Below are 17,975 nucleotides of genomic sequence, written 5' to 3'. Positions count from 1 at the left end.
GCCGTCGGACGCGGCGGCGGACTGAACTTTCCAATGAGGTTGCAAAATGCAGAATCTCGACACATCAACAGCGATCGCTGCGCCGGAACGTGCCACCCATGAAGAATTATGGCTGCTCGGCCAGGCGCCGCTGCAGAAGTATCTCGATTTCGCCGACGACCTGTGCGCCGAATCGCCCGAAGCCATCCGCCCGGCGCTGATCCGCGAATGGGGCGCGGCCAAGCTGTATTACGAACAACTGGCCATCACCGAGGCCGGCGTGGCCGACCACCTGGACTGCGCCGCGCTGCCCGCCGCCATGCTGCCGCTGGCCGCGCAGGTGTGCGCCAGCCCCCAGTACACGCGCACCTTCAACAGCTTGCCGACCCGGATTGCGATGGTCGACCTGGGGCGCATGGTGGTGTGCCAGAATCACGTCACGCGCAGCTTCGTCGATCAACTCAAGGCGCAACTCGGTCCCCATCCCGATCCGCAGGCACTGTTTCGCTTCTGCTTCCCGCCCGACGAAGTGCGCGCGCCGGTCCAGATCCGCGAGGCAGGCTCGAAACGCTATGTATTCCGCTCCGAATCGACCGATTTCCGCTTTCATGAGCCGGTGCTGCTGCGCCCCGACCAATTGAACGATTACCGCGCTTGCGGTACCGTGGCCGGCGTGGTCGGCCTGGTGGTCGGCTACAGCGCCAACATTCTCAACGCCGTGTGTGACGACGACAGCGGCCGCCTGGTCCTCAATAACGGCTATCACCGCACCTGCGCCTTGCTCGAACTGGGCATCTCGCACGCGCCCTGCGTGATCCAGACCGTCAGCTCGCGCGACGAACTCGATCTGGTGGCCAAGTCGGTCGTCGCCACCGATCCGGGCTACTTCTTCAACGCGCCACGCCCGCCGCTGATGCGCGACTTCGCCAATCCACGCATCCGGAAAGTCCTGCGCATCAAAAAGATCGCCCGCATGATCGAGGTCACTTACGATGTCCGAGACTACTTCATCGAAGAGTGAGGCCGGTGCCCCGGCCGTGGTGGCGGAGCAAGCGCTGTTCCGGCCGCAGGTGCTGAGCGAACAGCAAACCTGCTGGCTCGGCACGGTGGCGGTCAAGCCGCGCCTGGCGCACCGCTGGTACGCCGCCTTCTCGCTGCTGATCGTCGCCGCCATCGCGGCCACGCTGCTGATGGCCAGCTATACCCGCAAGGCGCGCGTGGCCGGCTGGCTGGTGCCCGAGCAGGGCATGATCCGCGTGCATTCGCCGCGCGTCGGCGTGGCCACGCGCCTGATGGTGCGCGAGGGCGATCCGGTGAGCGCCGGCCAGGCGCTGGTGGCGCTGTCGGGCGAAGAGCGCAGCGTGGCGGTGGGCGAGACCAATGCCAGGGTGGCACGCGAACTGCAGGCCCAGCGCGCCAGCCTGGATGCCGAGCAGGCGCGCGCGGCGCAGTCGTTCGGCCAGCAGCGCGCCATGCTGGCCGAACGCATCGCCGCCGCCCGCGCCGAACAGGACAACATGGTGCAGGAAATCGCCCTGCAAAAGCGCCGCGTGGCGCTGGCCCGCACTTCCGAAAAGCGGCTCGACGAACTCAGGGCGCGCGGCTTCATTTCCGCGCAGCAGGTGCAGACCACGTCCGAGGCGGCGCTCGACCAGGCGGGCAAGCTGCGCTCCCTGGAACGGGCCTTGTCTTCGCTCGGTCGCGAACGCATGGCGCTGGAATCGGAACTGAACGACATGCCGCTCAAGCTGGCCACCCAGAACGCGCTGGCGGCGCGCAACACCAGCGCCATCGACCGCGAGCTGGCCGAGGTGGCGGCCAAGCGCGAACTGCTGGTCACGGCCCCGCAGGCCGGCACCGTGACCGCGATCCATATCTCGCGCGGCGCGGCGGTCGGCACCGGCACGGCGATGCTCAGCATCGTGCCGCGCGGCGCCACGCTGGAGGCCCAGCTGTACGCATCGAGCCGCGCGATCGGCTTCGTGCGCCCGCAACAGCCGGTGCAGCTGCGCTACCTGGCCTACCCGTATCAAAAATTCGGTCACTACCAGGGCACCATCAAGAGCATCTCGCGCACCGGCATCGAGCCGGCCGAGCTGCCGGCCCAGTTTCGGGCGGCGGCGGGCGCCGGCATGCCGGGCGAAGCGCTGTACCGCATTACCGTGACCCTGGCGCGCCAGGACGTGACGGCCTACGGCGCACGCATGCCGCTGGCCCCCGGCATGCAGCTCGATGCCGACATCCTGCTGGAGCGGCGCCGCCTGTATGAATGGGTGCTCGATCCGGTCTACACCATCACCGGGAGGCTGGGACGATGAGCAAACCATTTGACGCCGCCGCCGGCCTGGGCGTGCGCCTGCCGTCGATCCTGCAGACCGAGGCCGCCGAGTGCGCTCTTGCCTGCCTGGCCATGATCGCCGCCTACCACGGCAACGGCACCGACCTGGCGCAGCTACGGCGCCGTTTCGGCATGTCGCTGCGCGGCGCCACGCTCAAGGACCTGGTCGGCATCGCGGTCCACCTCGGCCTGGCCTCGCGTCCCCTGCGGCTCGAACCCGAAGAACTGGACCTGCTGGCCACCCCGTGCATCCTGCACTGGGACCTGAACCACTTCGTGGTGCTCAAGCAGGTCAGCGCCACGGGCGTCGTGATCCACGATCCGGCGGTCGGCGTGCGCCGCCTGCCGCGCGCCACCGTGCTCAAACACTTTACCGGCGTGGCGCTCGAACTCAGTCCCACGGCGTCGTTCGAAGCGGGCCAGGCGGCCCCGCGCGTGCGGCTCAGTGCACTGCTGGGACGCATGTCGGGAATCAAGCAGTCGCTGCTGGCGCTGGCCGCCATGGCGCTGGCGATCGAAGTGCTGGCCGTGGTCAGCCCGTTCTTCATGCAGTGGGTGGTCGACGAAGCGCTGGTCAGCGCCGACCGCGACCTGCTGCTCACGCTCGCGCTGGGGTTTGCGTTCCTGCTGATGATCCGGGTGGCGCTGACGGCCGCGCGCGGCGCCACCCTGATCGCCATCTCCAGCACCATCAAGGTGGCCGGGCGCGCCAGCCTGTTCGGCCATCTGGTCGGCCTGCCGGCGGTCTACTTTGAAAGCCGCCACCTGGGCGACATCATGTCGCGCTTCGGCTCCCAGGAAGTGATCCTGCAAGCGATCACCACCGACATGGTCGAAATCCTGCTCGACGGCCTGATGGCGGCCATCACCCTGTGCGTGATGCTGTTTTACGCGCCCGAACTGGCGGCGCTGGTCGTCGGCGGCAGCGTGCTGTATGCGCTGCTGCGCGCGGCGTCCTACACGGCGCTGCGCAACGCGTCGGTCGAAGCGATCGTGTGGGGCGCGAAGCGCGACAGCCATTTCCTCGAAACGCTGCGCGGCATGCGCACCATCAAACTGTTCAACGCCCAGGCATCGCGCCAGGCGCACTGGCTCAACCTGCTGGTGGAAACCGTCAACCGCCAGGTGACGACGCAAAAAATGGGACTGATGTTCAGCACCGTGAATGCGCTGTTGATCGGCGTCATTGCGATCCTGGTGGTGTGGCTGGGGGCCGGGCGGGTGCTCGATAACACCTTCTCGGTCGGGATGCTGCTCGCCTTTATCAGCTACAAGGACCAGTTCATGGGGCGCGTGAGCGCCTTGATCAACAAGACGCTCGACCTGTTCATGCTGCGCCTGCACGCCGAGCGCCTGGCCGATATCGCCCTGACGCCGCCGGAGGTGTGCCATTTGGCGCTCGCCGCGGACGCGCGGCACGCGCCGATGGCGCTGCGCCTGCGCGAGCTGCGCTTTCGCTACGGCGCCAGCGACCCGTGGGTGCTCGACGGGATCGACCTGCGCATCGAGGCCGGCGAATCGGTGGCCATCGTCGGTCCTTCCGGGTGCGGCAAGACCACCTTGCTGCGCTTGCTGGCCAGTTTGCTCGAACCGGTTTCGGGCGAGATCGAGGTCGACGGGCGCGTGCTGAACCGGGGCGGCCTTGGCGAATACCGCGCGCAGATCGGCGTGGTGCTGCAGGACGACCAGCTGTTCGCCGGCTCGATTGCCGACAACATCAGCTTCTTTGCCGACGCGCCGTCGATGGAGCGCATCCGCGCATGCGCCCGCCGCGCGGCGGTGGAAGAGGATGTTAACGCGATGCCGATGGGTTTCCATACGCTGATCGGCGACATGGGCACGGTGCTGTCGGGCGGGCAGAAACAGCGCATCCTGATTGCGCGCGCGCTGTACCGCGAGCCGGTCCTGCTGCTGCTCGACGAAGCCACCAGCCACCTGGACGTGAAGCGCGAGCAGGCCGTCAACGCCGCCATCCGTGCCTTGCCGATGACCCGCATCATCGTGGCGCACCGGCGCGAAACCATCCTTTCGGCCGAACGCATCATCGTGCTTGAGGAAGGCAAAGTCGCCTGCGACCTGCGCGGGGAGGAGGGCAGGGCCGCCTATCTGGCGCGCATAGCGCCCGATGGCGCATGAAAAAGGCGCCAGCCGGGGGAGCCGGGCTGGCGCTTGGTCAAGCTTGACTACACGTTAATCGCGGCGTGGATTGTCGGGACGGCTGTCGCGGCGGTTCGGTACGCCGTCGCCATCGCGGTCACGGTCGACGCGGTTCGGGACACCGTCGTTATCGCGGTCGCGGTCATAGGCATCGGGCACGCCATCACGGTCGCGGTCGCGGTGTTCCATGCGATCGGGCACGCCGTCGCGATTGCGGTCGCGGCCTTCCAGGCGGTCCGGGATGCCATCGCGGTCACGGTCGCGGCCTTCGAGGCGGTCGGGAATGCCATCACGGTCGCGGTCGCGGCCTTCGCCATGCCGGCTCCAGCGGGCCGGTTCCAGGTACCAGCTGCCATCGCGCTGGACCCAGGTCGGCTGCGAATACATATAACCGGCACGTTCGCGCACCCACTCGCCGCCGACCCATGCATGGCGGTTGCCGCGCCATTCCCAGTGTCCGGGAACCCACATATGGCCGGCGCGGGGGCGCGGCACGCGTTCGTGGCGTGGCGCCGGCGGGGCGACCTGCACCACGGTGTACTCGCGCTGCGACACCTGCTGCCAGCCGCCGCGGTTCAGGCGATAGCTGTCGTTATCGCGGATCCATTCGCTGCGCTGGTAAGTGTAGCCGTCGCGCGCGCTCTCCCAGCGGCCGGCAGTCCAGACGTGGCGGTTGTTTTCCCAGTTCCAGAAGCCTGGCGCCCACACATAGCCGCGGCGTGGCGCCGGCACGCTCTCGAAGCGCGGTGCGGGTGGAGCGGTATTGATGATGACACGGAAATCCGTTTGAGCGACCGACGGCAGAGGCATGAAACCGGCGGCGCCAAGGGTGATCAGTGCTGCAAAGGTCAGGGTGCGCTTCATTTCTACTTCTCCTTGTGAAATCCTATGAATTGAATATAGCAAGCGAGGTGGCGCTTCAGGAACTTTGATTCACCTGCTTACAAATGAAACACAATCAGGGCAACACGTAAGTTCCGTAACGTCGGGCGGCAATCTTGCGCAGTTGGCAACGTTTCGTGGTTTTGCCGCGCCCCCCGCTAGTGCTGGGCAGGCCACGCGCGCGGCGTGCCACGTGATTTGCGGAGAAGTGATGAGAGGCTGGCTCGATACGGTTGTGCAGACGTGGTCACGGCGCTGGACGGCAGCGCGGCGGGCCCGCCACTTGCGCCAGGGTTCGCGCGTGCTTTCGTCACCACGGACGTGGGCGCCGGCCTGCGCGCACTGGATCGGCGCCGCCGGGGGTGTCGCCGCTGGCGCGGGCGCGCTGCTGATCGCCGTCCACGCCCGTCATCTGGGCGCGTCGTCCGACCCCGGCGCCGCCGTCCTGCACGGCGCCGGCTTGCCGGTGTCGGTCGACGCCTTGCAGCCGGCCGCGCCCGGGGCGCAGTTCAGCGTGCCGCACAAGCCCGGCATCGGCGTGGCCATCCATGGCGGCGCGACCTTGCTGATCGCATCAGGGCTGCGCAGCGCGCCGCCGGTGCGCATCGATCTGTGCACACAGATGCTCGACAGCGGCAACGCGCGCCTGCTCCCGCTGCGCATCGGTTATCGCTTCGCCGACGTGGCGCGCTGGGTCGCGCGCAATGACGCGTCGGCCAATCCGGTCACGCTGCGTAACATCGCCCTGGCTGGCCCCGACGTGGCGGGTATGCCACAAGTCCAGCTGAGCGGCGTGGCGCTGCCCGATTTCGCCGACGTGCGCGGTTCGGCATTGCGGCTCGACTGGGCCGGGGCCGAAGCGGGGGCGCACTGGCTGGGCGAGTCCAGCGGCGCCGTACGCGGCGCGCGCGGATCGGTGGCGCTGCACCGCGAGGGCTGGCTGGTATGGAACGATGCCGCCTTGCGCTTCCAGCGCCGCGCCAGCGAGCGCTGCCCGCAGGCGGGCGAGCTGCTGGTCCAGCTGTTTCGCAGCGGCGCCGCGACGCCCGCCGCAAAGGCGCTGGTGGTGGCATTTCCGGTTCACGGTCCGGTCTTGTCGGCATGGCTGTCGCCCGGACGCTATCAGGTGCCGGCAGTGCCGCGCGCCAGCCTGGAAGACCAGGCGCTGTTCCTGGCTTTGCAGCAGCATGGCCTGGTGCGCCTTGGCGCCAGCGGCCTGGCTGAACTGGCGCCGCGCGACCTGGCGGCGTGGCAGGCGTCCGGCGACGGCGCGCGCGCCGCGCAACTGGCCGGCTGGCCCGGAGCGCGCCTCGATGCGCAGTCCCTGAAGCTGCTCAAGCGCCTGTACCGCATGGCCGATGGCGACTACGTGCGCGCGCAGGTCCAGGTGTTCAACAGCGAACGGCGCCTGCTGGCATGGCGCCTCAAGCCGCAGCAGGGCGGCGAATGGCAGGCCAGCGTCGCTGCGGCGCCGGCGTCCACCACGGCGTCGATGCCGCCCGCCGCCGCGCGCCTGTTCGCCGATGTGCCGCAAGGCTGGGCGCCGTGGAGCCGCGTCAAGGCCTGGCCGGATGCCGCCGCCGGCGCACCCGCGCGCCTGACCCTGGCCCTGCCGCGCGCGGCGCAAGCGGGCCAGGCGATCGAGCTGATGCTGGTCGGACGCCTGGTCTCGCTCGACGGCGCGCAGCTGCGCGGCCAGCCGCGCGACGCTTGCAGCGGGCGCGATTGCCCGTCGCCGGCATCGGTCCAGTCGCTGGTGCTGGACCTGCAAGCGGGCGTGCGCAGCGTCACTCTCACGGCCGCGCCCCTGCGCATGGCGGGGCTGGCGGGCGACCAGCAATACCGCCATCTGCGCATGGCCGGCGGCCAGCTCGCATGGCAGCCGCTGGCCGCCAACAGCGTCACCGCGCGCGCCGCGCCGCGCACGGGCGTGACGCTGGCCGACCGCCATGGCACGGTGGTGTGGAGCGGCGGCGAGCCGACCCGCGCGGCACTCGATGCCGGCCTGGCGCCCCTGCTGGGCATCCGCGCGGCCCACGCCAACAGCGTGGCCGGCATGCTGGCCCGTGTGCCGGCGCCGGACGGCGTGTCGCACAGCGCGCGCCTGACGCTCGACCTGGCCCTGCAAACGGCCAGCCAGCAGGCGCTCGACTGCATCGGCCTGCGGCGCGGCCACTGGAACGGCAGCACGTGCAGCGGCGCGCAAGCCGTGGTGGCGGGCCGCCAGGCGGGCCTGGTCATCCTCGACACCGCCACCGGCGACGTGCTGGCGGCGGCCGGCGCCGGCAGCGGCGCCGTTACCCCGGCCAACTGGAACGAGGTACGCGATTTCGACCGCGCCAATCCGGCCCGCAGTCCCTTGCGCCTGCCGGCGTTCCAGCATGATGGCGGCGCCCACCGCAGTCCCGGCTCGACCTTCAAGGTGATCAGCGCGCTGGGCCTGGAACTGGCGGCCAGACGCGATCCGCAGCTCGAAGCGCTGCTGGCCGGCTTGCCGCTGCCGGCGATTAACCGCATGGCGCAGTCGAAAGGCTTCGCTTTCCAGACCAACGCGGCCAGCTATCCGCTCGACACCAGGCTGGCCCACATCACCAATTACAAGGACCAGCATCTCGACAAGCGCGCCCAGGATGGCCGCCTGGGGCTGTCGCAGGCGCTGACCTACAGCCTCAATACCTGGTTTGCCTGGTCCGCTGAACTGAGCGACCGCAGCTTGTTTGGCCGCCCTGATGGCGGCGCGCCGGACCTCCAGGCACTCGACGGCGGCGCCCTGGACAGCGTGCGCCCCATCGTGGCGATGGCGCACCGCCTCGGCTTCGAGCAGGCCGCGCGCCTCGATGGCGGCTTGCTGCCCTCCGATTTTGCGTGGTCGGCCTGGGATGCCTTGCAGGCCAGTCCCGCCCACATCGACCCGATTCACACCCGTCACGAGCTGCGCCAGATGGCGATTGGCCTGCGCATGCAGGTCACGCCGCTGCAAATGGCGCTGGTGGCCGGGGCAGTGGGCGAGGGCAGGGTGATCGCGCCACGCCTGCTGCTCTCGCTCGACGGGCGCGAGGCGCTTGCGGGCGAGCGGCCGGCGCTGGGCGTGCGCCTGGACCGGGTACGGGCCGGGATGAAGGGCGTGGTCGACAGCGGCACGGCGGCCGGTGCCTTTCGCGGAGCGGGGCTGGACGCGGTGCGGCGTGGCCTGTCCGGCAAGACCGGCACCTCGCCATCGGTGGCCGATGGGCGCGACCTGGCCACGGTGTGGTTCACCGGCTGGCTGGAACCGGGCAGCCTGCCGGGCCAGACCCGGCGCCTGGCGGTGGCGGCTTTTGTCAGCCATTCCGACGCGACCGGCGGCGAGCACGCGGCGCCCATCGTGGCGGCGGTGCTGGGGGCGATGGCGGCCCGGAATCCGGAACAGAAGGGTAAACAGGGGTTTCAAGCGCGCCTTGCCGATTCCCGGTCTATGGCATCATTTTGATGCTGACACAACGATGGGGATGGTATGCGCTTGCCGGGAACCCGGTATCAGGAACAGGGCTGGGAACAGGTGCGCAAGCTGCTTGGGCACTGTTCCTTGCAGGCGTTCGCCGCCAGTTCGCCCGCGCGCCTGCTGGACGCGCCCGACACGCTGTCCGAATACGTGGACCTGACGGCGCAGGCGCTGCGCGCGTGCGCCCGTTCGGCGCGCGCCGAGGCTCCCGCCAACAGCTATGGCGACAGCGTGCTGGAACTGTCACTGAGCCTGCTGTACGAGTTGCAGGCGCGTCCCGCCGACTGGGCCGCGCTGTGCGCCGCCGTGGCCAACGAACACCGGAAAATCGGCGCGTTCTGGGCCACGCCGGGCGGCGACGCCATCCTGCGCAAGAAGGTCAACGATATGTACGCGGGCGTGCGCGACAAGGTCGATTCGGATAATTTCCAGGCCGCGTGCGGCCGCAGTTGTAGTCCCAACAAGATGTATGCGTACCGCATGCTCGATACGGCGTACAGCGACATCGCGCGCATCTTCGGTGCCTGGCGCGAGCACGCGCAGCAGGTGGCGGCCATCCTGGGGCGAGAGGTGGCGGCCATGCCGATCGAGGTGCGCCAGATGCGTTCCATCGGCGCCTGCAAGGCGGAGTGGGTGCTGCGCTGGAGCGAGTCGCTGGTGCGCTTCGGCGGCGGCGCCGGGCCCCTGCATACCAAATCCAAACGCTTCGCCAACCTGAAAGACAACGTCGCAAAGATCGCCGAGATGCTCGCCGAAATCGGCGACTACGAAGAATTGTCGTCCAACCGCGATTGCGACTGGCTGCACGACGCCGGAGAAGCGGCCAACTGGCTCGAAGATTTATGGCGCGTCGCCGACGCCGCCGTCGAGGGGGAAGACAGCCGCATCCTGCCGGCGCCGGAGAGCGAGGACGATGACCCGCCCCCCGATCCCGCCCCGCCGGAGGCGCCCGAACCGGCACCGTACGACAGTGCCATTGCCGCCAGCCTTTCCCTGCCCCCCCGCTTCATGGAACTGGCGTGGGCGGCGCAGGACCACGGCAGCTGGGGCGCGCGCGTACTTGCGGCATATTCGCTGCCGGTGCGGCTGGCGGTGTACCTGAACATGCTGGGCGGGCTCGATGACAGCTATCCCGGCGAATGGCTGGACCCGGCCACCGGCGAGCTGCCGACCATGCAGCAACTGGCGCTGCTGGACCAGATATCGCTGCCGACCCTGCGCAAGCGCCGCGATTGCGCCATCGCCAGCCTGCTGGAGGCAGTTCCATGAAGGAGAATGATGTGAAAACGAACCAGGAAACCGACCGCAAACTGATCGAGCGCGTGCTGCTGTCGCGCCGCGTGGAAGGCGACCGCCTGATGCTGGCCGATGCCGTGCTGCTCGCCGCGATCGAGGGCAATCATCCCTTGAACGGTGCCGAACTGGCCGCCTTGCGCGGCTCGCCCCTGACGCTGCGCCGCTTCCGCCAGTTGGCCTTGGAGCGCCGCGCAAGCGCACGCGCGGCCAATGACGATGCCTGGAGCGGCAGCGCCGGCATGCTGCGCGCCGCCGCCGATGGCGCCGATCTGGCCCGCCTGCTGACCGACGACGGCTACTGGACGCTGCATTTCGTGATGCACGAAGACGGATGGCGCCTGATCCTGTCTCTCGACGCGGCCGCGCCATTCGCCGCGCGCCTGCTGCGCGAGCAGCCGATGCTGCGCGTGCTCGACGGCGGCGCCGCGATCCTGCTGCAAGGCCGGCTCGATGCCGACGGCGAGGTCGAATGCGGCTGGCCCTTCGACGGCGCGCCGGCACCGCATTTCCAGCGGTTCGGCGCGCGCTTCGCGGTCGAACCGGTGCCCGCGTGAGGAATGCGATGATCGGTCTGTTCAAGCGCCAGGCCAAAGCCGCGCCGTCCGATACGTCGGCGCTGGGCACGGCCACGCTGGCGCTGCGCATGGGTCCCGGCGGCACGGTGCCGAAGGGCTGCATCGGCGTGGTGGCCGACAAGGGCGGGCATACCCGCCGCGTTGCGGAAAACACCTGCATCGTCCTGGCCGACATTGAAAACGCATTCTGCTTTCATCCCGGCCCGTACGGCGTCGACCTGCTGCCGTTCGCGGCGGCGCCGGAACTGGGGCTGCACCTGTCGTTCGCGGTCGATGGTCCCGATCCACGCGTGGCGCAGCAGCGCTTCGACCTGTACCTGGCCAGCGAAGCGGGCGATGTGGTCGGACTGGACGGCTTTTCCGCCGCCATCGAGGCCGCGCTCCAGCAGGAGCTGGCGCTGGGCCACCTGGCGCTGCCGCCATGCACCACGCTGGACGAGTGGAATGCCTTTCGCGGCGGCTTCAACCAACTGTTATATACCCGCTTCGGCATCAGTGTCGACGATTGCATGCCGGTTGATCTGGGCGAGCGCGTCGACTACGCCGCGCAGCTGCTGGCGCGCGCGGTGGGCGTGCCGGAAGTGCCGGCGCCGCAGCCGGTGCCAATGACCGCCGCCGCGCCGTTCGATGCCCATGCCAGCGATGCCAAGGCGCTGCGCCGCCTGTTCCTGGAACTACCCTGCGTGATGCATGGCTTGCGCATGGCGGTGCTGCCACCCGGCCAGGCGCTGTTCCGGCAGCACATGGCGCTGCTGCAAAGGCTCGACAGCGTGAGCCTGTCGGTCAATACCATGCCGGCTTTGGCCCTGTCCGCGCCGCGCGAAGCGCTGGCGGCCGAGCGCCAGCTCGCCCGCACGCGCCACAGCCTGCGCGCCAGTGCGGCGCTCGATGATGCCTGGGCCTTGCTGGCGCGCCTGGGGCTGGCGGCGGATGCCGATCTGGCGCCGCTGTTCGATGATGCCGACCGCATCATCGCCAACCTGGAACACGCATGCGCGGGGCGCCGCGTGGCGCTACTTGAAAGCGAGCCGGCATGAGCATCACGACCGAAAAGCGCCACAGCGCCGAATGCCGCAGCGTGCTGGCCGGTGGCGCGCTGCTCACCGTCAGCGCCACCTTGCGCCCGCGCGCCGGCCGCGCCGACGTCAAATGCAGCGGCGCCGGCGACGCCGCCCTGGCCGAACGCATGCAGCAGGTGGTGCGCCTGGCGCGCCTGACCGAAGGCTGCTTCGACAGCCGCGACCAGGTCGTCATCAGCATCGACCGCGCCCCCGGGCGCCATGAACGCGACTGGGAACTGGCGGTGGTGCTGGCCGACCGCATGGTGCGCGGGGTGTGGCAGGCCACCGGTCCGGTGCTGGCCAACGGCTGGTCGGAGCAGTGGCAGCTGGGACGCATCGGCGGCCATGACGTGGCCAACGCCCCCGCGCACGCGCTGCTGGGCGGGCCGCAGGGGTTGGGTTGGCTGGGCGCCCTGACCGGGCAGTCCGACAGCGCCGCCAGCGTGGCCTCGGCGCGCGCCTGGTTTCCGCTGCACAGCGGCGGCATCAACGACAGCTTGTGCTGGGTCGAGGTGAATGTGTATCCGCTGGCCGAAGCGGGTGTTGACGAGGAAGAGACGATCAGCGCCCCCGGGCTCGATCCGGTCCAGCTGCTGGCGGTGCGCCAGGCGCTGGCCGGGGCGCGCCATTTCGACGGCCGTGCGCTGGGGCGCTGGCGCACGGTGGTGCGCTTCGGCCAGGCGCGCTTCCAGGGCACTTCGTTCGAGCTGGCGCTGGTGATGGCCGACCGCATGGCGCGCGGACGCGAATTCCTGGCGCGCGGGCGGGTCATCGCGAGCGGCTGCTCGGGCGCCTGGCATGCGGGACGGGTCGATGCGGTCGAAGGCTGCGTGCCGAAATGCGCGCTGATGTTGCAGCAGGCCGTCGCCGGCGACCGGATTTTGCTGCCCAAGGCATGGGAAGGCGCGCTGGCCCCGGATTTCCTCGATGCCGTGCGCGCGCGGGGCGCCAGCGTGGCGCTGGTCGAGCGGATCGGGATTATCTGAACACGCGTTTAGCCCAGCGGCGTGCGCGACGGTCGTGCGCCCCGTCCCCTGCTAAAATCGGGCAGGCTGGGTGGGTTTGGTGAAAAGTAGTGCAAGTTGAACAACCAGGAGTCGATATGTTCCAGATGTTTGGTTTTGGCGGTGTGGCCTGTCCGCGTTGCGAGCATCAGAATGCCGGCGATTCCGGCTATTGCGCCAGGTGCGCTCTGACCTTGGGCGCGCCGCGCAACGAGCCGGTGTTCCGCGAGAACCGCTGGATTCCCGGCCCCGACGACCTGGCCGTGTTTTTCGGCGTCGAAAAGCTTTCCGGCCTGTTTGTAAAGACCTTGCGGGTGCCTGCCACCACGCGCGCCTACATCCTCCAGGCGGGCAAGGCGACCGAGGTGCCGCAGGGCGAGTACGAGATCGAGGGCTTTTTCACGCGCCTCAATCACCTGCTGCGCAACCAGCACGCCGAAATCCTCATCACGCGCACCGCCGCCATGCCGGTTGAATTCTCGTTCGACGATTTGCTGACCGCCGAACAGCTGGCCATCGGGGCGCGTTTCACGGTCAGCATCAGGATCGAACAGGTCAGCGCCTTTGCCCAGCACTTCATGACCATGCCGGGCGCGGTTACCTCAAGCCAGTTGCGCGAGCTGCTGGCGCCCTCGGTGCGCCAGCTGGCGGCCGAATTCATCGCCGGCCAGTCGATCCGCGACATGTCTGGCAACCGCGACCTGCGGCCCCAGCTCGACGAGCGCCTGCAAGGTTCGCTCAAGCTGCGCCTGGCCCAGTACGGGCTGGCGGTGGCGCAGGTCGACACGCTGGCGCTGCGCCACGATAAATTCGACGCCCACCAGGCGCGCATCGGCACCTTGTGGCTGGTAGCCGACGAGCGTCACGTGAAACTCGAGCACGCGAAACAGCTCGACCAGTTGTACAACGACGAGCAATGGCAGCGCCTGCGGGTCGAAGAACAGGAAAACCGCCTGCGCTACCGGCGCCAGGAACTGCGCCAGGACGACAGCATCGAAAAAGCCGAGCTGACCTTGCAGAACGCCGAGCGCCTGCAAGCGCTGCGCGCGCGCGAGATCGACCTGTATGGACGCATCGTCGACTCCAGGAGCCGCAAGCAGGCGCTGGAACGGGGCGCGGGTGACATCGTGAATGAACTCGAACACGAACTGGCCAAGAAGGGGGCGGCGCGCGAGGACGAATCGACCGAGTGGGCGCACCTGCGCCACCTGGCGCAGCTTCGCATGCGCACCGAACTCGAAGTGGCGCAGCAGGGCGCGCTGGAGATGCGCCAGCTCGCGCAGCAGCGCTTTTCGCACCAGTTGCTGCAGCAGCAGATCCAGAACAAGATCGCGCAGGCGCTGGGGATCGAGGATGAATCGCGCAAACGCGCCGAGCTGGCGCGCCTGCACCAGGCGCAGCAAGCAGCCAACGAGCGCGAGATGGCGATGGAAGCGGAGCAGCACAAGGCCCGCTGGCAGTCGCTGGCGCTGGCCAATGCGGCCCACAAGCGCGAGGCCGAGCGCATCGCGGAATGGGAAGACCAACTGGCGCTGGACCGCAAGCGCGACCTGCTGCGCGCCGACATGCTCAAGGAGACGGGCGCCAAGGCGGACGCCGAGCAGATCAACCAGAAGATCGAGACCCTGCGCCGTGGCGGGGCGCAGCAGGACTCCATCGCCCAGCACGAAAAGCTGCTGCGCACGATCGAGGCTGACGGACGCCATGCGCGCCAGTCGCAGCAGATCGAACTGGAAGCGCAAGAGCGGCGCCACGCGCTGCGCCAGCAGGAACAGGAGGCGGCCTGGCAGCAGGAACTCAAGCGCCTTGGCCACGAGCGCGAAACGCAGTTCGCGCAGCAGGCGCACGAAGCGGAGCTGGCGCGCATCGAGATTTCGCGCGTGTCGACCATCGGTAGCCTGACTGACACCGGCAAGGTGGCGCTGGCGGCCGGCCCGAACGCGCAAGCGCTGGCCGACGTGATGAAAACCCAGGTCCACGCCAGCATGACGCCGCACCAATTGGCGGCGCTGGCGTCGGTGGTGGCGGCGACCTACAGCGTGACGCCGGCGGAAGCGGCGCGCGGCGCGCAGGAACGGGTCGACCGCGAACGCGCGCTGCGCGACGCCGAAGTGGACAAGGACCGGCGCCACCAGCTCGACTTGCTGGGGATGCAGAACGATGTGAACAAGGCGGCGCTGGCCTCGCAGTCGGCGCTCGGCACCGGCGTGGCGCAGGGCGGCGCGCAGGTACGCTATGATCAGGCCCCGCGCCCCGTGGTGCGCATGTGTCCCAACGGGCACCGGGCCGGTCCAAACGATAAATTCTGCGCCGAGTGCGGCGCGGCGATCCAAGCTTGACAGGACAGATGCAAACGGCAAGAGACAAGATTCGCGAACTGCGCAGCCTGCACGAAGATGGCCTGTTAAGCCAGCAGGAGTTCGACAGCCGCAAGAATGCCATCCTGGACGCGGAATACGCCCCGCCCGGCGGCAGCGGCACGCCCATGGCGCCGCCGGCGATTCACATCCGCCAGGGCACCGAGATCGGGCTGATGGCGGGCCAGGAGATCGGCCCGCAAAACCGCCGCTACCGGCTGGAACAGCTGATCGCGCAGGGCGGCATGGGCCAGGTGTGGCAGGCGACCGACCTGGCGACCCACGCCGAACTCGGTCACAGCGCGATGGTCGCGCTCAAGATCCTGCCGCCGCAGCTGACCCAGAGCGCCACCCACGCCAAGCTGCTGATCGAAGAAGCGACGCAGGCGCGCCGCCTGGCGCACGAACACATCGTGCGGGTCTACGAGTGGGCGCAGGACCCGGCCACGTCGAGCTACTTCATCATCATGGAATGCCTCGAAGGCGAGGACCTCGACAGCCTGCTGGCGCGCGAAGGCACCCTGAGCCTGGCGCGCGTGCAGGAGTTGCTGGCGCCGATTGCGGAGGCCTTGCAGTACGCGTGGCAGAAGCACAAGCTGGTTCACCGCGACATCAAGCCGGGCAATGTATTCGTCACCAAAAAGGGCGAGGTCAAGCTGCTCGACTTCGGCATCGCCGCGCGTGCGCGCAGCAGCGCAAGCAGCATCGGCCTGGAGGCGCCCGGCAACTCGGGTACGGCCGGCTATCGCGCGCCGGAGGCTGGCACCCTGCAACGCCAGCCGAGCCGCGCGCTCGACGTGTATGCGGTGGCGGTGATGATCTACCAGATGGTGGAAGGGCACATGCCGTTCGACGGGCCGCGCAGCGCCAGTCACGAGCCGCCGCGTCCCGAGGCGCTGTCGGCGCGCGAGTGGGATGCGTTGCGCAGTGGCTTTGCCTTCGATCCGGACCAGCGGCCGGCCACGGTGCCGGACCTGCTGGCCTCCTTGCGTGGGGCGGTGGGGCCGTCGCCGCAGGAACTGGCGGTGCAGCAGGCCGCGCAGCACGCGCAGGAGCAGGCCGCGCAGCACGCGCAGGAGCAGGCGGCGCAAGCGGCGCAGCAGGCGGCGTTGCGCGCGCACGATGAACAGCGCGCGCGGCAGCTCGCGGTGCAGCGCAAGGCGGAGGCGGAAGCCCTCCTGCTCAAGGAAAAGCAGCGCAAGGAGCAGGAGGCGATCGAGCGCGCGGAAGCCGATGCGGCCAAGCGCGAACGCAAGGAAGCGCTGCGCCAGCAGTTGCGCGAGCGGCGCGAGGCCGACTTCGAGAAGGAGCGCAAGGCGCGCGAGGAACAGCAGCGCAAGGCCATGCAGGCCAAGGCCGTGGCGGCGTATCGCGCCGAGCAGCAGCGTGCACGCGAAGAGATGGCCGAACGCAGCGCTGCCGAGCGCGGCCCGACCGAACGCGGCCCGACCGAACGCGGCCCGACCGAACAGACAGCTGAAGTCCCGCTCCAACTGCCGGAAGCAGGCGGCCCAGTGCCCGACAACGAAGGGGTTCTGCGGGACCGCTTTCTGGACGGGACGGGCAAGGGGCCGGAGCTGGTATTGCTGCCGACCGGGCGCTTCCAGATGGGGTCACCGGAGCATGAGCGGAAAGTCGCGATGCGGGCCGGTTCGCAGCAATCGTGGGTGGAGCGCGAAACGCCGCAGCACTGGGTCGGCATCGTGCATCCGCTGGCAATGGGGCGCTATCCCGTCACGGTGGGCGAGTGGCGCCAGTTCGTGCGCGCCACCGGCTGGCAACCGCATGGCGAGGTTAATTGGGCCGACCCGGGGTTTGCCCAAACCGACGATCATCCGGTGGTGGGCGTGACCTGGCACGACGCGCAGAAGTATGTGCGCTGGCTGAGCGGGAAGACCGGACAGACCTACCGCCTGCCGAGCGAAGCGGAATGGGAGTATGCCTGCCGCGCCGGCACCAAAACCGCATTCAGCTTCGGCGACGAGATCGATACCACGCTGGCCAACTACGACGGCAACTACACCTACAACGGCAGTCCCAAGGGCGAGTACCGCCAGGGCACCACGCGCGCCGGGCTGTTTGCGCCCAATCCGTGGGGGCTGTACGACATGCACGGCAATGTGTGGGAGTGGGTGCAGGACACGGTGCACGACAATTATGAAGGCGCGCCGCACACCGGCGAGGCGTGGGAGCAGGGCGGGGACCAGAGCCGGCGCATCCTGCGCGGCGGCTCGTGGCTGTATAACCCGCGCTATCTGCGCGCGGCGCTGCGCAATGGATTCTCGGCGCAGCTCAGTAACGATATTGTCGGGTTTCGCGTAGCGCGCAATATCATCTCGCCCTGACAGTTTACCTTGCCACGGGTGCGCCGCCAGCCCGATACTGGTCGTTTCAATGTCCAGATGCTGTTCATCATGCGGCACTTCACCACCTTAAAGATAATGTTACCTGCTAATCCACCTCCCGATTTCCTTCCAGTTTTCGAGTTTGTTAATAAACTCTCGACCCCAATCACGCTTTATCTGGAGCTGGCGCCCCAAGAGTTCGAATTGTTACCGGGCGATGCGGTGCAGGTATTCGTTTATAAGGAGGATGATACCTTTCCGATTCATCTGGAACTTGGCGACGGCTATCTTTCAATTCATCCTTATCGGAGTTGGGGAAACTGGTACGTGTACAAAAACGGCGAGGATGTCTCTGGACCGCCTTACCGGACACCCTATACCAAGCCATTCGTTTTCACCTGACGTATGTCTGCAGCTGGCTCCCGGCGGCGTGGACGGTTCCGGCATGCGAGTTGCGCAGCGTACGTGTCATTGCGCCACCTCGCTGCCCAATCCACCCA

12 protein-coding genes are annotated in these 17,975 nt (G+C 68.6%); 11 read left to right on the top strand and 1 reads right to left on the bottom strand.

Features of this window, described 5'->3' with window-relative positions; translation table 11 throughout:
* Positions 1-46 precede the first annotated feature (46 nt).
* Genes PO883_RS07125 through PO883_RS07115 form a run of 3 tightly spaced genes read left to right on the top strand, consistent with a single transcriptional unit; the run spans position 47 to position 4,453 of the window.
* Positions 47-1,000: a hypothetical protein gene (locus PO883_RS07125; RefSeq protein WP_289309127.1), complete on the top strand. Its 954-nt coding sequence runs from the start codon at positions 47-49 to the stop codon at positions 998-1,000.
* Complete coding sequence (locus PO883_RS07120) at positions 972-2,297, top strand: HlyD family secretion protein (protein ID WP_289309126.1); 1,326 nt, start codon at positions 972-974, stop codon at positions 2,295-2,297. The genes PO883_RS07125 and PO883_RS07120 overlap by 29 nt, the downstream gene beginning before the upstream one ends.
* Positions 2,294-4,453 carry a peptidase domain-containing ABC transporter gene (locus tag PO883_RS07115; RefSeq protein WP_289309125.1) on the top strand — a complete coding sequence of 720 codons (2,160 nt, stop codon included), beginning with the start codon at positions 2,294-2,296 and terminating at the stop codon, positions 4,451-4,453. Before PO883_RS07120 ends, PO883_RS07115 begins: the two co-directional genes overlap by 4 nt.
* A gap of 54 nt (positions 4,454-4,507) precedes the next feature.
* Here the strand turns inward: PO883_RS07115 and PO883_RS07110 are convergent, their stop codons facing one another.
* Positions 4,508-5,338: a YXWGXW repeat-containing protein gene (locus PO883_RS07110; protein WP_289309124.1), complete on the bottom strand. Its 831-nt coding sequence runs from the start codon at positions 5,336-5,338 to the stop codon at positions 4,508-4,510.
* A 319-nt stretch (positions 5,339-5,657) separates the two neighbouring features.
* On the opposite strand from PO883_RS07110, the gene PO883_RS07105 reads away from it, so the two are divergent.
* The 8 genes from PO883_RS07105 to PO883_RS07070 all read left to right on the top strand — a co-directional run bounded on the left by PO883_RS07105 (position 5,658) and on the right by PO883_RS07070 (position 17,877).
* Positions 5,658-8,825 (top strand): penicillin-binding transpeptidase domain-containing protein, encoded by a 3,168-nt coding sequence (locus tag PO883_RS07105; protein WP_373890041.1) that lies wholly within the window; start codon positions 5,658-5,660, stop codon positions 8,823-8,825.
* A 24-nt stretch (positions 8,826-8,849) separates the two neighbouring features.
* On the top strand, positions 8,850-10,106 hold the full coding sequence (locus PO883_RS07100) for a hypothetical protein (RefSeq protein WP_289309122.1): 1,257 nt from the start codon (positions 8,850-8,852) through the stop codon (positions 10,104-10,106).
* Positions 10,103-10,687, top strand: coding sequence for a hypothetical protein (locus PO883_RS07095; protein WP_289309121.1), 585 nt, complete (start codon positions 10,103-10,105; stop codon positions 10,685-10,687). The genes PO883_RS07100 and PO883_RS07095 overlap by 4 nt, the downstream gene beginning before the upstream one ends.
* Positions 10,688-10,695: 8 nt before the next feature.
* Complete coding sequence (locus tag PO883_RS07090) at positions 10,696-11,745, top strand: hypothetical protein (RefSeq protein ID WP_289309120.1); 1,050 nt, start codon at positions 10,696-10,698, stop codon at positions 11,743-11,745.
* Entirely contained in the window at positions 11,742-12,755 is a 1,014-nt protein-coding gene (locus PO883_RS07085) for a hypothetical protein (protein WP_289309119.1), read from the top strand. Before PO883_RS07090 ends, PO883_RS07085 begins: the two co-directional genes overlap by 4 nt.
* A 116-nt stretch (positions 12,756-12,871) precedes the next feature.
* Positions 12,872-15,112 (top strand): hypothetical protein, encoded by a 2,241-nt coding sequence (locus tag PO883_RS07080; RefSeq protein WP_289309118.1) that lies wholly within the window; start codon positions 12,872-12,874, stop codon positions 15,110-15,112.
* Between the two features lie 8 nt (positions 15,113-15,120).
* Positions 15,121-17,475: an SUMF1/EgtB/PvdO family nonheme iron enzyme gene (locus PO883_RS07075; RefSeq protein ID WP_289309117.1), complete on the top strand. Its 2,355-nt coding sequence runs from the start codon at positions 15,121-15,123 to the stop codon at positions 17,473-17,475.
* A gap of 9 nt (positions 17,476-17,484) precedes the next feature.
* Positions 17,485-17,877, top strand: coding sequence for a hypothetical protein (locus PO883_RS07070; protein WP_167088276.1), 393 nt, complete (start codon positions 17,485-17,487; stop codon positions 17,875-17,877).
* The last annotated feature ends 98 nt before the right edge of the window (positions 17,878-17,975 follow it).

Source organism: Massilia sp. DJPM01 (assembly GCF_030348125.1).
Taxonomy (GTDB): Bacteria; Pseudomonadota; Gammaproteobacteria; order Burkholderiales; family Burkholderiaceae_D; genus Telluria_A; species Telluria_A frigida.
This window is presented reverse-complemented; position numbering and strand designations above follow the sequence as displayed.